This window comes from Candidatus Marivariicella sp., from assembly GCF_983056325.1.
Window position 1 is genome coordinate 1,556 of the sequence record NZ_CEZOWA010000005.1, and the last position, 14,475, is coordinate 16,030.

Annotated in this window: 12 protein-coding genes; 9 read left to right on the top strand and 3 right to left on the bottom strand. The window is 35.4% G+C overall.

The genetic code is table 11. From position 1 onward, the window contains the following. From AC3ATN_RS02255 to AC3ATN_RS02265, 3 genes are all read right to left on the bottom strand, one after another. Positions 1-957, bottom strand: a 957-nt coding sequence (locus tag AC3ATN_RS02255) for a 1-acyl-sn-glycerol-3-phosphate acyltransferase (protein WP_487531602.1), incomplete at its 3' end; no start/stop codon positions are given. A gap of 12 nt (positions 958-969) precedes the next feature. Further along, positions 970-2,151 carry an acetyl-CoA C-acyltransferase gene (locus AC3ATN_RS02260; RefSeq protein ID WP_487531603.1) on the bottom strand — a complete coding sequence of 394 codons (1,182 nt, stop codon included), beginning with the start codon at positions 2,149-2,151 and terminating at the stop codon, positions 970-972. 4 nt (positions 2,152-2,155) lie between these two features. After that, positions 2,156-2,794 (bottom strand): TetR/AcrR family transcriptional regulator, encoded by a 639-nt coding sequence (locus AC3ATN_RS02265; RefSeq protein ID WP_487531604.1) that lies wholly within the window; start codon positions 2,792-2,794, stop codon positions 2,156-2,158. A 410-nt stretch (positions 2,795-3,204) separates the two neighbouring features. Here AC3ATN_RS02265 and AC3ATN_RS02270 point away from each other — a divergent pair, with 410 nt between their 5' ends. The 9 genes from AC3ATN_RS02270 (at position 3,205) to AC3ATN_RS02310 (ending at position 14,395) form a co-directional block, all read left to right on the top strand. Then, positions 3,205-6,318: a TonB-dependent receptor gene (locus AC3ATN_RS02270; RefSeq protein ID WP_487531605.1), complete on the top strand. Its 3,114-nt coding sequence runs from the start codon at positions 3,205-3,207 to the stop codon at positions 6,316-6,318. A 571-nt stretch (positions 6,319-6,889) separates the two neighbouring features. Beyond that, positions 6,890-7,723 (top strand): 3-oxoacyl-ACP reductase FabG, encoded by an 834-nt coding sequence (gene fabG, locus AC3ATN_RS02275; RefSeq protein WP_487531606.1) that lies wholly within the window; start codon positions 6,890-6,892, stop codon positions 7,721-7,723. A 12-nt stretch (positions 7,724-7,735) separates the two neighbouring features. Then, complete coding sequence (locus AC3ATN_RS02280; RefSeq protein ID WP_487531607.1) at positions 7,736-8,506, top strand: SDR family NAD(P)-dependent oxidoreductase; 771 nt, start codon at positions 7,736-7,738, stop codon at positions 8,504-8,506. A 10-nt stretch (positions 8,507-8,516) separates the two neighbouring features. Continuing rightward, complete coding sequence (locus AC3ATN_RS02285; RefSeq protein WP_487531608.1) at positions 8,517-9,002, top strand: MaoC family dehydratase; 486 nt, start codon at positions 8,517-8,519, stop codon at positions 9,000-9,002. 3 nt (positions 9,003-9,005) lie between these two features. After that, positions 9,006-9,788 (top strand): enoyl-CoA hydratase/isomerase family protein, encoded by a 783-nt coding sequence (locus tag AC3ATN_RS02290; protein WP_487531609.1) that lies wholly within the window; start codon positions 9,006-9,008, stop codon positions 9,786-9,788. A gap of 9 nt (positions 9,789-9,797) precedes the next feature. Beyond that, positions 9,798-10,979, top strand: a complete 1,182-nt coding sequence (locus AC3ATN_RS02295; protein ID WP_487531610.1) for an acyl-CoA dehydrogenase family protein — start codon at positions 9,798-9,800, stop codon at positions 10,977-10,979. A gap of 14 nt (positions 10,980-10,993) precedes the next feature. Further along, positions 10,994-12,067: a phosphotransferase family protein gene (locus tag AC3ATN_RS02300; protein WP_487531611.1), complete on the top strand. Its 1,074-nt coding sequence runs from the start codon at positions 10,994-10,996 to the stop codon at positions 12,065-12,067. 5 nt (positions 12,068-12,072) lie between these two features. Further along, entirely contained in the window at positions 12,073-13,266 is a 1,194-nt protein-coding gene (locus AC3ATN_RS02305; RefSeq protein ID WP_487531612.1) for an acyl-CoA dehydrogenase family protein, read from the top strand. Positions 13,267-13,276: 10 nt separating this feature from the next. Beyond that, positions 13,277-14,395: an acyl-CoA dehydrogenase family protein gene (locus tag AC3ATN_RS02310; RefSeq protein WP_487531613.1), complete on the top strand. Its 1,119-nt coding sequence runs from the start codon at positions 13,277-13,279 to the stop codon at positions 14,393-14,395. Positions 14,396-14,475: the final 80 nt, after the last annotated feature.

The following is a 14,475-nucleotide window of genomic DNA, read 5'->3' on the forward strand; positions in this document are numbered from 1 at the left end:
CCATTGTAATATCCACCAAATAGGGAGAAAAAACAAGGCGCAATAAAATTTCGCAGTGCTGTAGTAAACTACATCATCAATTTTTGATAAGACAAGTTTTGTTAAATATAGAATTGGCCAATTTAAAACTAAACCTATGCCGCCAACTAATTTATTCAAGAGATATTCTTTATGTTTTGATTTTGACCAGAATTCATTTTTTATAGATGTTTTGTCAATATTTTTTATGGTCTTTCTTATTTCGTCAAATGATTCCTTTCCTGTTAGGTTATTTATGATTTCACATTGTTTTTCATATTCTTTTCCATTATCAGGAATCCACAAACATGATTTCATAGCGGATTGAAGGGCGTTTCTAAGTAGATTAATTTGTTTTGGTTCTGAAATGGCCGGATCAATATATTCTTTCACAAGAATTGGATCTCCATAAACCAGATGAATAAAAGCCAAAGGATTTCTTCGGCTGCTATAGTTTATCCCTACAGGTTGCAAATAAATATTCTTATTGGGATATTTTTTTTGGGCATTAAAGGCCAGCCTGCTACTTCCTTTTGAGATAGGAATTAGGAAATAATTTTCATGTTGACGAGCTTCTGAAAAAATTTGTATTGAATTCTCCGATTCGAGTAGCTTATAACATTTTTCAAAAACACTGTCGTTATATTTTAGGCTATCGAAACCATCTCTTATCCTGTATACTGGGATCATGTTCATGGCCGTGAATACAGAATGAAAAAATCCGCCAAACACATCTGCTCGAGTTAAGGAGGTTAGTACATCTGGATAATTTCCCCCAACAACAAAGGGATCAATTATTCCGTTTTGATGATTTGGAGATACTATAACACCCCCTTCTTTTGGAATTTTTTCTTTTCCATACACAGTTATTTTTTTGAAATAAAAATAAAAACCCAACTCCATAATGGATCTAACCGTGTAGTAGAAAATATTTTTCATTGGATATAAAAATTAGATTACCTCAAAAAGACCTGCAGCTCCCATTCCTCCACCAACACACATTGTTGAGACAACATACTTCACGCCTCTTCTTTTACCTTCGATTAAAGCATGTCCTACCATTCTTGACCCAGACATTCCGTAGGGGTGTCCGATTGAAATACTTCCTCCATTAACATTTAGTATGTCATCAGAAATACCAAGATAGTCTCTGCAATAAATTACCTGCACTGCAAAAGCCTCATTTAGTTCCCATAGACCTATATCATTAATAGTAAGACCGTGCTGTTTTAATAATTTTGGAATAGCAAAAACAGGACCAATCCCCATTTCATCGGGTGCGCAGCCAGCTACTGAAATTCCCCTATATATACCTAAAGGAGTTACATTATTTATAGCTGCAGTTTTTGCTTCCATTAATAAACATGCGGAGGCACCATCCGAAAGTTGACTTGCATTTCCTGCAGTAATATATCCGTTTTCAATAACAGGGTTTAATTTATTTAAGCCCTCTATTGAAGTAGTAGGTCTGTTTCCTTGGTCTATACTTAGAGTTATATTTTCATAAGAAGTTTCTTCTGTTTCTTTATTGAAGACCGTCATTTCGGTAGTTGTCGGCACAATTTCATCTATAAATTTTCCAGACTCCTGAGCTGCTGCAGTTTTTATCTGACTTTGAAGAGCGTATTCATCTTGAGCTTCTCTAGAAATTTTGTATCGATCCGATACAATTTCAGCTGTTTGAAGCATGGGCATATAAATATTTTTTTGCTTCTTAATTAGTTTTTTATCAATCATTCTATGGGTGTTCATTGACTTGTTTTGAACAAGACTGATCGACTCAAGACCTCCTCCAATAACCGATTCCATGCCGTCAACAATAATTTGTTTTGCTGCTGTGGCTATTGCCATCATACCTGAAGAGCACTGCCTGTCAATACTCATTCCGCTTACTGTATTTGGAAGGCCGGCAGATAAAGCTGCCAATCTAGCAATATTTCCACCAGAAGTACCCTGCTGCATTGCACAACCCATTATCACATCGTCAATTTTTTCAGCAGCTATCCCAACTTTTTCGATAGCACTTTTGATTGCAATTCCGCCAAGCTCAGGAGCTGTTGTGTTGTTATAAGCACCTCTATAAGCTTTTCCAATTGGGGTTCTGGCTGTGGATACTATTAGTGCCTCTCTCATAAGTTTAATTATTTTGTTTATTTAAAAATTCTTGATATTTTTCAATGCCTTTGGATGTTAAATAAGGAGCCATAAGACCATGGCAGGCCTTTAGTCCTTTATTTATAATATTTTCTTTTTCACCTCTGAAATGGGACTGAACATACCAAAAGTGGCAGGTCATCCAGATTTGATTGGAAAGCTCATCGTAGGTATTTTCAATAATTCCAGGTCCGTGAACAATGTATCCCTTTCCAACTGAAACATATATCATATTCTTTATTATTTGGACAGCCTCATGTATTTGAAACGCTATTTCTTTATTAAGATCTTTGTAGGATTTAAGAATGTTGTGGGTGTCTAAGTAGAAAAACTTAAATTCATTTTCAAACTCCAAATAAATTCTCACAACCTCTAATGGAATGGAATCATTTATCAAAAGTTTATTCTCGTTTAATCTTTTGTTTAATATGTATCTCATATATCCGCAAACAGATAAAATCAGATCTCTTTTTGTTGGAAAATGATAATTAAAATTACTTAAACTAATCCCGGAGGCCTTCGCGATTTCTTGATTAAGGACGTTAAAAACGCCATCCTTATTAAATAGATCAATAGAACGAAGTATTATTTTTTTCTTAGTTTTATTTAGTGATTCAAGCAAAGTATTGTATTTGTAATACTAAAATATTCAAATTTATTGCATATTGAGTATAATTTATAGAAAAATTAAATTCTACTTTAAATTTAAACATATAATTTCAGGCTATTTATTATGAAATTAAGTACCATAACGGTTTTAATGTGCACGCACAAAAACAATATATTCAGGCAATAAAGCTCTCTAAATCTAGATTGCACAGATTGGGTGAAATAAAAGCACAAACACTTGTAATTCATGGACTTAACGATCCTCTTATATCAATTGAACATGCGAAATAGTATCTAAAGTTTCATTTGACCGCCAAAAAATACTATATTCGAAGTATGGGTCATGACATGTCAAGGCCAATTTTAAAACCAATGATAAATAAAATACTAAATTTTTTATCTTAAAAATCAAACACAAATTTTATGAAAACAACGTTTATTAAGACTTTAATAGCCTTTACTTTTTCATTAATTGCTCCTTTTGCCATTGCGCAAAATACTGTTAATGGATCTGTTACAGACGAGAATAATGATCCCATACCTGGGGTTAATATCGTGATTCAAGGCACAAATCAGGGTGTAGTTTCCGATTTTGATGGAAATTATACTATTAAAACTAGTCAAGCACTACCTTTTAATATAGTGGTTAGTTCTGTGGGTTTTGCCTCTCAGACTGTTGAGGTAACAAGCGCAGATCAGGAAGTTAACGTAAGCTTAACATCGGGGACTAAGTTGGATGAAATTGTCGTTTCTGCCTCTAGAAGACCAGAGACTGTTCAAGACTCTCCGGCATCTGTTACAATTATAAACTCTGCAGATATTCAAAATTCAGCTTATGTTCAGGATCCTGCTGCTCAATTGGTAAATGTACCTGGAGTTCAGATTCAACAACAATCTGCAAACTCAATAAATATTGAAATGCGAGCTGGTGCGGGTGTTTTTGGAACAAGCACATTTGTAATGCTAGATTATAGATTTTTGGTAACGCCTTCTGCGGGATTATTTCTAACATATCAGTCTGGACTTTCCAATCTTGACTTAGAGCAAATAGAAGTCGTGAGAGGCCCAGCTGGTGCACTATATGGACCAAATGTTACATCTGGTGTAGTTCACTTTATATCCAAAAGTGCTATTACCCACCCAGGAACTTCTGCTGAATTTTTTGGTGGATCTCAATCAACCACCGGTGGAACAATTCGTCACGCATTTTCAAATTCTTCCAAAACTTTTGGATGGAAAATAAATGCAAAATATACTCAAGGAGATGAATTTAAATTAGATCCAATTGAAGACGCAAAATATATTAGCTCTCTTTCTACTACGGTAAATCAACCAGTAGTTGGACCAGGTGGATATATAGATGCAACACAAGCCGGAACCCAATTATTGGGACCAGCTGATATGGATCCTGACGGGGATGGTAATCCACTTCTTAACGACTATTCAAATTATGCTGTGAATGCTCACATGGAATTTCGTCCAAGTGATAAAACAACAGGATATCTATCTGCTGGTTTAGCCAGTGGTAATGGGTTGTTTTTTAATGCTCAAGGATCTGGAGTAACTCAAGGAACTGACTATTGGGTTCAAGCGCGTTTGACTAGTGGTAGATGGTTTATGAATGCATATTACAACTACAACGATGGTGGAGATGAAAAAAACCCTACTTTCTTATATGGAACAGGATTTCGTCAGGTAGCAAAAAGAACTGCACTTGAAACACAAGTTCAATATAACTTCGAGATTCCTTCACTTAACTCTGACTTTATAGCAGGGTTCGATTACCGTGACAATGGATCGGATTCTGAATCGACGCTATACGGAAGAGAAGATCCTAATGATGACTTTATAATTGGGGGGGTTTACCTTCAGGGTAAAACAGATCTTTCAGATAAACTATCGATGACTTACACAGGAAGATATGACAAGATCAACTTTATAGATAAAGGGAAATTTGCTCCTAGGTTTGCACTTGTTTTCAAGCCAGATGAAAGAAATTCATTTCGTGCTTCCTATAGTATAGCAACTTTTGGACCTGCTGCGCTTAATACATATATTGACTTTCCAGTCAATACTCTTGTGCCAGGTGTTTTTGATGTATGGTTAAACGGTCAGATTAGGCCTGTAACTTTTGGTCCAGCAGCCCAACAACAATTTGAGCTTGCAGGATTAGGACTAAGCCTACCTATTGCTACACCTGGATTACCTAATGGTGTGATAACAGGAGCCGTGGGTGGCGCTTCAGCTGCTGGAGCTGTTGCAGCACTTGGTGTTGCAAACCCCGCTTTAGGTTATGATGGCTCTTCTTTACTCCCATTTGCTGGAGTATTAGAGTCTTATCTAAACACCTATAATGCTTCCGCTGCTACCCTACCAGGATTTAATGGAGTTTTTGCTGGATTCAATCCCCTTAACGGGCAGCCTATGTCTGAAGGAACCGATGCGCCTTCTGCAAGAATAGGGACAGTTGAAACGTGGGAAGTTGGTTATAAAGGATTAATAAAAGACAAATGGGCGGTAGGTTTAGATGTATATAGCTACAGTAGAAAAGGCTTTACTCAATTTACTGCACTTGCCCCAGCATTTAGTTTAAAAGGCTTAGATGCAGCAGCATATGGAGCCCAAGTTGGTGCTTCCGTTGCAGCTGGAGTTACTCCGGGCGTTACAGCTATCGTAAACGGTGGAATTGCCCAAGCAGCAACAGCTGGATATCAAGCTGCAGCAACTCAACTAGCTGGTGCTGGAGTTACTTTTGAAGGTCTTTCTGCTAATGGATTAGATGTTGCAACTGCAGCAGCAATTTCAGCAGCAATTGGACAGACCGTAGCTCCTATGCCAAATCTTGCTACAGCAATCGCTGTAAATCAAGCATCTGCTGGTCCTGCATTGATTGCTCAGGCAGTTGGAGGTCTAGCTGCATTTGCAGGTGGAGCTTACTCGCAGGGAATTACGGCTCCTACAGTAGGTCTTGCTGCCATAGGTGGTGGCGCATTGCAACCGGATGGAACATATAATTTTGCAGCATTAGGAGCGGTAGAATCGGATCGTGTTCCTGTGGATAATATGACCCACATTTCTAGTGGATATCGTGCGTATGCAGATGCTGAAAGAAGTCACTTTGGTGCAGACCTTTCTGTTGATTATTATGCATCTCAAAACTTAACACTTTGGGGTAATGCTTCTTGGTTGAGTCAAACCGAATGGATTCCAGGCACTTATGGTGACGATGGATTATTGTTTACATCCTACTTAAATGCACCAGCATGGAAATATAGATTGGGTGCTAAATTAACTGGAGCCAATGGGTTCAGGTCTAGTATCGCTTTCCAACACGATGATTCTTTTTTCTCAGATCAAGGACTTTTTGGAGGAGATGTTCAAGAGAAAAATCTTGTTGATTTTAGTATTGGAAGAAAATTTGGAAAAATTCAATTGGATTTAACTGCAACAAATTTATTCGATCAAAAATATAGAGCATTCCCGTCAATGCCAATTATTAGAAGAAGAGTATTGTTAAAAGCAGGTTTTTCATTTTAGTAATAAGCACTCAGACTAAAAGCCTCTTAGGGTTATAGTCGTCTTATGTATAAGGCAAAATTTAAGTAATAGAAAGAGCAACATTTGTTGCTCTTTCTATTTTTAGGTCTATTTGTAAAACAGGGAAAGGAGATCAAAAGACATTTGAAGAACTTAAATATGCGATTCGATATAAATCCTTTGAAATCTATTTTTGGCTCTTTTATTTGTGGTTGGTTGAAACTTCAAAATCTGTATTTAAAATACAAGTTTTTTTAATTTTTTAGTATATTATATTAGTTTTTGAAAATAATATTTAAAAAGGAATATTTAATCGATTCTTGGAAGGGGTAAGAATAACAAACACAGAAAATTAACCTATTACAATGGAGTATACTGGATTGCAATGGTAACTTATAGAAACAACGATTTTTAAGAGTTACTAACAAGTCCAGGATTAAGAAAACTTATCAGGAGGCTTCCAAGCTTTGCTCAAAACCCTAGTCCTTATGATTCATATGGTTTTGTTTTAGAAGTTGATGAGAATGAGAAAACACTCTATAATCTTCAAGATTCGACAGGTCAAACAAATTTGTTAACTTCGGCTACTGAACACGAAGGTCCTTTGTGGATGGGAAGTAATTTAAACAGTGTAATTGTAAAACATAAAAAATTAAATGATATGTATAGTTTAGATGGTCAAATAGCTATTATTACTGGTGGAGCCAGGGGTATAGGTGAAGGAATTTGTGAAGTCTTTTGTAAGGCAGGAGCAACTGTTGCTCTTTGGGATGTCCTTGATTCAGGGGAAGATACTGCTAATAGAATATCTTCAAAAGGAGGATCCATATTCTTTCAAAAAGTTGATATTACAAATGCTGAAAGTGTTGGAAGTGCTGTAAAGGAAATTATAACAAAGCATGGAAAAATAGATATTTTAATAAATAATGCAGGAGTTATCCGGGATCGTTCTTTTTTAAAAATGTCTTCTGAAGAATGGAACACAGTAATTAACATAAATTTAAATGCTCTTTTTGTTACTACCCAAGCTGTTCTTCCACATATGAGAGAAGCCGGTTATGGTCGAATTATTTCAGCATCTTCAATTAATGGGTTTCAGGGAGCTTTTGGACAAGCTAATTATGCAGCAACAAAAGCAGGTGTTTCTGGGTTTACAAGAGCTTTGTGTAAGGAAGTGGGAAGGTTTGGTGTAACAGTTAATGCTGTTGCCCCTGGATTTATTAAGTCTGTAATGTCAGACTCTATGCCAGATGAAATTATAAAAGCTGGAATTGCTCAAATACCAGTAGGACGAATTGGAACAGCCGAAGATATGGGCCACTCCTATTTGTTTTTAGCATCAAAAGAAGCTAGTTTTATTAGTGGAATTACTCTCCATGCAAATGGAGGTGCGATGCCGATGTAATCAGATAATATTATGAGTACAAGAAGTTTATTTGAATTAGAAGGAAAAGTTGCTATTATAACTGGGTCAAGCAAAGGAATTGGTTTGGCAATAGCTCGGGGACTGGCGGAATACGGAGCTAAAGTTGTTTTAAGTAGTAGAAATCAAGAATCTTTAGATTTTGTTGTAGAGCAATTTAAAAAAGATGGACTTACAGCCATAGCGGAATCGTGTCATGTTGGGGATGAAATCCAAAGAAAAAATCTTGTTAAAAAAACAATTGAGACTTTTGGAAAAATAGATATTTTAGTGAACAATGCTGCGATAAATCCTGTTTATGATTCAATTGAAAACATGAGCAGTGAAGTTTACGATAAAATGTTTAATGTTAATCTTAAATCCGTATTTGATTTAAGCAATCTCTGTTTTCCATACCTGAAAAAAGAAAAAAAGGGATCAGTAATTAATATTGCAAGTGTTGAAGGGCTGAAGCCAAGTTTAGGACTGGGCATCTATAGCGTTACCAAAGCAGCCGTTATTATGCTAACTCAAGTACAAGCAAAGGAGTGGGGAAAATACGGTATTCGATCAAATGCCATTTGTCCAGGTTTAATAAAAACAAAATTTAGCTCGGCATTATGGAAAAATGAAGCTTTGCTAGATCAGGTTAAAAATCAACTACCAGCGGGAAGAGTAGCTGAGCCAATAGAAATGAGTGGACTGGCAGTCTATTTAGCGTCCTCAGCGGGAAGTTATTCTACAGGAGGAATTTATACAGCCGATGGAGGCCACATGACAATTTAAAATATATTTTATGGAAGAAATTAAAAATAATGCATACAAATCAAGTTTTAATTCTGTTGACGAATTAGAAAGTTCTTTGGGTAAAGAAATAGGACTAACCAACTGGTATGAAATGGATCAGGACCGAATCAATATTTTTGCTGATGCAACGGAGGATCATCAGTGGATACATCTTGATAAAGAAAAATGTGAGAAGGAATCACCATATAAAACAACAATAGCTCACGGATTTTTAATGCTATCGATGAGCTCCAAAATTATGTTTGAAACATTTGAACTCAATAATGTTGGAATGGTCATCAATTATGGATTAGATAAAGTAAGATTTACTAACGCAACTCTTTCAGGATCAAAATATAGGGGTAGAGTTTCTTTAATGGAGTTTGATTCAACCCCTAAGGGAGCGAAATATAAATTAAAAGTAGTTATCGAATTGGAAGGAGAAGAGAAGCCAGCTTGTGTGGCAGAACTTCTAGCACTTGCCTACAAAAAATAGATTATGGAAAAAGCAGTATTGTACGAGGTGTCTGAAGGGGTAGCATTAATTAAACTAAATAGACCGGACAGGTATAACGCAGTTAATCAAGATTTAGCAGATGGGATTTCTACATCTCTTGACAAAGCAAAGGAGGATGACTCAGTAAGAGCAATTGTTTTAACAGGATTAGGTAAAGGATTTTGTGCTGGAGCGGATATGATGGTTTTTGGAGGAGAAGTAACGCCAGAACAAAGAAGAGACTACATTATCGACCAATACCAGCCTTTAATGCATAAATTTTTTAATCTTAACAAACCAATTATTGGAGCTATCAATGGAACTGCAGCTGGAGTTGGTGCAGCTTTTGCACTTGCGTGTGATTTAAGAGTAATGAGTGATAAAAGTGCAATACTATATGCATTTGTTAATATTGGATTAGGGCCAGACGGTGGTGCAAGCTGGCTTTTATCAAGACAGGTTGGATATAGCAAGGCTTTTGAAATTGCAATAAGTGGAAAAAAAGTTATGGGTCAGGAATGTCTCGAGTTAGGCTTGACTAACAGAGTAGTTGAAAATGAAGAGATTTTAAATGATGCTATGGACTGGGCAAAAGAATTAGCTAAGAGACCAACCTTAGCAATAGGTATTACAAAAGAGGATATTGTTCATTCGATGAATAACGATTTAAACAGTACAATTGCATTTGAAGCAGAACGTCAAGTTTTGGCTTTTAAAAGTCATGATCTTAAAGAAGGTGTGACAGCTTTTATTGAAAAAAGAAAACCAAATTTTAAAGGAGAATAATAAACAATAATGAATTTCGAAGAAATAAAATCAAAAATCACCAAGTTCGTCAAGGATGAATTATACCCGCTTGAGCCCTGGATTTTAAACTGTGAATGGGACGAAAAGCTTCCTAAACTAAATGAATTAAGAAGTAAAGTTAAGAATCAAGGACTTTGGCTTCCTCAAGTCTCAAAAAATTATGGTGGTTTAGGTTTGTCAAACTCAGAACACGGAGAGGTAAGCGAAATATTAGGAGCAAGTCCCTATGGCCATTATGTTTTTAATTGTCAAGCACCAGATGCTGGAAACATGGAGATCCTCATGGAGTTTGGGACTAAAGAACAAAAAGAAAAATATTTGCAACCATTACTAGACGGAAAAATACGAAGTTGCTTTGCCATGACCGAACCAGACTTTGCTGGATCTAATCCAGTAAATATGGGAACTACCGCAATAATAGAAGGAGAAAAATACAAAATTAACGGCCATAAATGGTTTACCTCCGGATTTGATGGAGCTGAGTTTGCAATTGTAATGTTAGTTTCTAAACCAGACTCTGATAATCCATACAAAAAAGCAAGTCAAATTATTGTTCCAACAAAAACTAAAGGAGTTGAGTTTTTAAGAAATATTCAAATAATGGGCCATCCAGGTGGAGGATGGGAAAGTCACGCAGAAATTAAATTTCATGACGTTGAGGTTCCTTTGTCAAATGTTTTAGGGGAAGATGGAGAGGGTTTTTCAATTGCTCAAAAGAGATTAGGTCCAGGAAGAATTCACCACTGCATGAGGTGGATAGGAATATGTGAACGTTCTTTCGACTTAATGTGTGAAAGAGCTTTATCACGTGAACTTGGTCATGGACAAAAATTGGCTGACAAACAAACAATTCAAAATTGGATTTCTGAATGTAGAGCAGAAATTAATGCAGCACGTTTATTGGTTCAGGATGCAGCTCACAAAATTGATACACAAGGAGCATATAAAACCAGAAATGAAATTTCAATAATTAAATTTTACTGTGCTAATGTTCTCCAAAAGGTGGTGGACTGTGCAATTCAAGTTCATGGAGCTAAGGGAGTTACAGATGACACAATTTTATCTGCATATTATAGACATGAGAGAGCAGCTAGAATTTATGATGGTGCAGATGAAGTTCATAAAAGTAGATTAGCTAGACAAATTTTGAAAGGGTATTCTGTAAAATAATTTAAAATAGTATTGTGTATAAATTAGATCAAGCCTCAGATGTTCGCAAAGAAGAGACAATTAATTTAGATTCTCTAAGGAGCTATTTAAATAAAAATCTAAACAATTCTTTACCACTGGAGCTTTTACAATACCCTTCTGGATATTCAAATTTAACTTACTTGCTTAAAATGGGGGGTCAAGAAATGGTTTTAAGAAGACCACCCTTTGGTGCAAATGTAAAGTCAGGACACGACATGAAAAGAGAATTTACAATTCTTGGAGCGTTAAAAAACAACTTTAATAAAGCACCTTTACCTATCATTTTTTGCGATGATAAGAAAATTATTGGCGATGAGTTTTACGTTATGGAAAAAGTAAATGGAACTATTTTTAGAGGATCACAGCCCAAATCTGAATTACCAAAATCAGATCTAATACCAGGATTGGTTAGCTCTTTTGTTAACACTCTTTCTGAAATACATTCTTTAAAAACCACAGAAATTGGGCTTCAAGATTTTGGAAAACCCAAAGGTTATGTTGATAGACAGGTAAATGGATGGATTAAAAGATACAATAATGTAAAAACTCATGATTTTATTGGGATAGATAAAACCATTGATTGGTTGTCCAAAAACACACCAAGCAAATCAGAAAGTTGCTTAATTCATAATGATTTTAAATTTGACAATCTTATGTTTGAGATTAAAGATAAAGTTGAGGTAAATGCAGTTTTGGATTGGGAAATGTCAACTATTGGAGATCCCTTGATGGACTTAGGGACTAGCTTAGGTTACTGGATTCACAAAACTGACCCTGAAATGATTCAAAAATTGAAATTAAACATTACCTCTTTGGAAGGGGTTCCATCAAGAGATGAATTAGTCCATTTATATGGCGAAACTTCTGGACGATCTGTTCAAAATATTCTTTTTTATTTCGTTTTTGGACTTTTCAAAATTGCTGGAATTATCCAACAGATTTATTATCGTTACCAAATGGGTTTCACAAAAGATCCAAGATTTAAAGATCTAGACAAAGGAGTTAAAATGTTAGGGTCTATGTCCTTTCAGGCTATCCAAAAAAGAAAAATTGATTATTTATTTTAAAATATATGGAAACAACAGTAAAAGTAGATTTAGGAAATTTTCGAACAGAAACCCGGCTTTGGCTTGAGGAAAATTGTCCGATTAGTATGAGACAGCCTGTTAAAGGTTCAAGTGATATGTATTGGGGTGGAAGAAATGCAAAATTCTCTAGCGATGATCAAAGAATTTGGTTTGAAAAAATGCTAGATAAAAAATGGATAGTCCCATATTGGGAAAAGAAATATGGGGGAGGGGGTCTAAATCACGAAGAAAACAACATTTTAACTCAGGAGATGGCAAGAATAGGCTGCAGAAAACCTCTCTTTAGTTTTGGAATAGCCATGCTAGGACCAGCTCTTTTGAAGTTTGCTTCAGAGGAACAAAAATTAAAATACTTGCCTGAGATTGTAGAAGGAAAAATCTGGTGGTGTCAAGGATACAGTGAACCTGGAGCTGGAAGTGATTTAGCTGGTCTACAAATGAAAGCAGAGGATAAGGAAGACCACTATCTAATAAATGGATCCAAAGTATGGACAACCTATGCAGATAATGCAGATTGGATCTTTTGTTTAGTAAGAACCAACACAGAAGTATCTAAGCACAATGGCATCAGCTTTATTTTGATAGATATGGCAACAAAGGGGGTGAGTGTAAGGCCTATTAAACTCATAAGTGGAAAATCTCCTTTTTGTGAAACATTCTTAGATAATGTTAAAGTTCCAAAGTCTAATTTGGTTGGAACATTAAATGAAGGGTGGACAATAGCAAAGTATTTATTGCAACACGAGAGACAAATGATAGGTGGAGTTGGAGAAACAGATATTAAAAAAGAAATAAATGAAATAGCGAAAGACCAACTCGGATTAAGTTCAGGTAAATTAACTGATAATATGCTTAGGTCTCAAATATCAAAATTTGAAATGGATGAAAGTATCTTCGATATGACAATTCAAAGGATTGTGGATGAGGATAAAACAGGAAAAAAGGTTGCAGCATTATCCTCTTTTTTTAAGTATTATGGAACGGAGTTAAATGTTAAGCGAGAAGAATTATTAATGCAAATTGGGGGTAGTAATGCTTTGTTGTGGATTCCTAATGATGAGAATGACGCAGATGTAGCTAGGAAATTTTGTCGTTCTAAGGGGAACACAATAGAGGGTGGAACCTCGGAAATACAGCTTAATATAATTGCAAAACGAGTACTAAATCTTCCATCTTAAATAAAATACTATGGCACTAATTTTAACCGAGGAGCAGAAAATGCTCAAAGAATCAGCAATGGAGTTTATGACCACTAACTCCCCTTTGGAAAGCTTTAGAGAACTTAGAGATAATAATTACAAGACTTATGATCCAAAAGTTTGGGAAGGTTTTGTTGAGATGGGATGGACAGCTTTAACAATTCCTGAGAACTATGGAGGCTTAGAATTTGGGTATACTGGGCTGGGTCAAATTCTTGAGGAAACGGGTAAGACTCTAACTAAGTCTCCTTTAATATCTTCAATTTTATTATCTGCTACAGCCTTTAGGCTATCAGATAACGAAACTTTAAAATCCAAATGGCTTCCTGAATTGATGAATGGAAAAACACTAATGAGTTTTGCGCTTGATGAAAAATCATTTTTCGATCCTAACATTATTGAATCAAATGCAAAACTTTCTGGAGAAAGTTTTATTATTAATGGAGAAAAAAAGATGGTAATCGATGCTTGTAATTCTGATTTTTTGATTGTTGTTGCTAATTTAAATAATGCAACAAGTCTTTTTCTTGTTGATTCGAAATCAAAAGGAATTGATATTAAAACAGATATTTTGATGGATACTGGAAGTTACTCTTCAATATCGTTTGATAATGTTTCTGTGCCTTTAAAAAACCAACTTGATATTGAAGTCGAAGGAAAAGAGATACTTAAATCGATACTTGAAATTGGAGCAATAGGACTTTCTTGTGAAATGTTAGGAAGTGTTCAAGCTGCATTTGACCAAACAATGAATTATATTAAGGAAAGACAACAATTTGGAGTTAAAATAGGAACATACCAAGGCCTACAACACAGAGCAGCTAATCTTTTTTGTGAGATTGAACTATGTAAGTCTGTTGTTTTAAAAGCGTTACAATCCATTGATGACAATAACGAGAATCTTTCAAACTATGCGCATTTGGCTAAAGCTAAATTGGGAGAAGTATTAAAACTCACCTCAAATGAAGCCATTCAAATGCACGGTGGAATTGGGGTTACAGACGATGTTAATATTGGATTCTACTTAAAAAGAGCAAGAGTAATTCAGCGTCTTTTAGGAGATACAAATTATCATTTGGAATGTATAGCGAAAGAAAAAGGATATTAATTTAAAAAACTTTTAAAAAACTAAGTTTTTTAGGTAAATAAAAATTTAAATTTTGCTAATCATCCTTATATTTGTGAACA

Excerpts from the sequence above, each read along its gene's own strand:
- AC3ATN_RS02260 (WP_487531603.1), bottom strand. The coding sequence starts at position 2,151 with ATGAGAGAGGCACTAATAGTATCCACAGCCAGAACCCCAATTGGAAAA.
- AC3ATN_RS02270 (WP_487531605.1), top strand. The coding sequence starts at position 3,205 with ATGAAAACAACGTTTATTAAGACTTTAATAGCCTTTACTTTTTCATTA.
- AC3ATN_RS02280 (WP_487531607.1), top strand. The coding sequence starts at position 7,736 with ATGAGTACAAGAAGTTTATTTGAATTAGAAGGAAAAGTTGCTATTATA.
- AC3ATN_RS02285 (WP_487531608.1), top strand. The coding sequence starts at position 8,517 with ATGGAAGAAATTAAAAATAATGCATACAAATCAAGTTTTAATTCTGTT.
- AC3ATN_RS02290 (WP_487531609.1), top strand. The coding sequence starts at position 9,006 with ATGGAAAAAGCAGTATTGTACGAGGTGTCTGAAGGGGTAGCATTAATT.
- AC3ATN_RS02295 (WP_487531610.1), top strand. The coding sequence starts at position 9,798 with ATGAATTTCGAAGAAATAAAATCAAAAATCACCAAGTTCGTCAAGGAT.
- AC3ATN_RS02305 (WP_487531612.1), top strand. The coding sequence starts at position 12,073 with ATGGAAACAACAGTAAAAGTAGATTTAGGAAATTTTCGAACAGAAACC.
- AC3ATN_RS02310 (WP_487531613.1), top strand. The coding sequence starts at position 13,277 with ATGGCACTAATTTTAACCGAGGAGCAGAAAATGCTCAAAGAATCAGCA.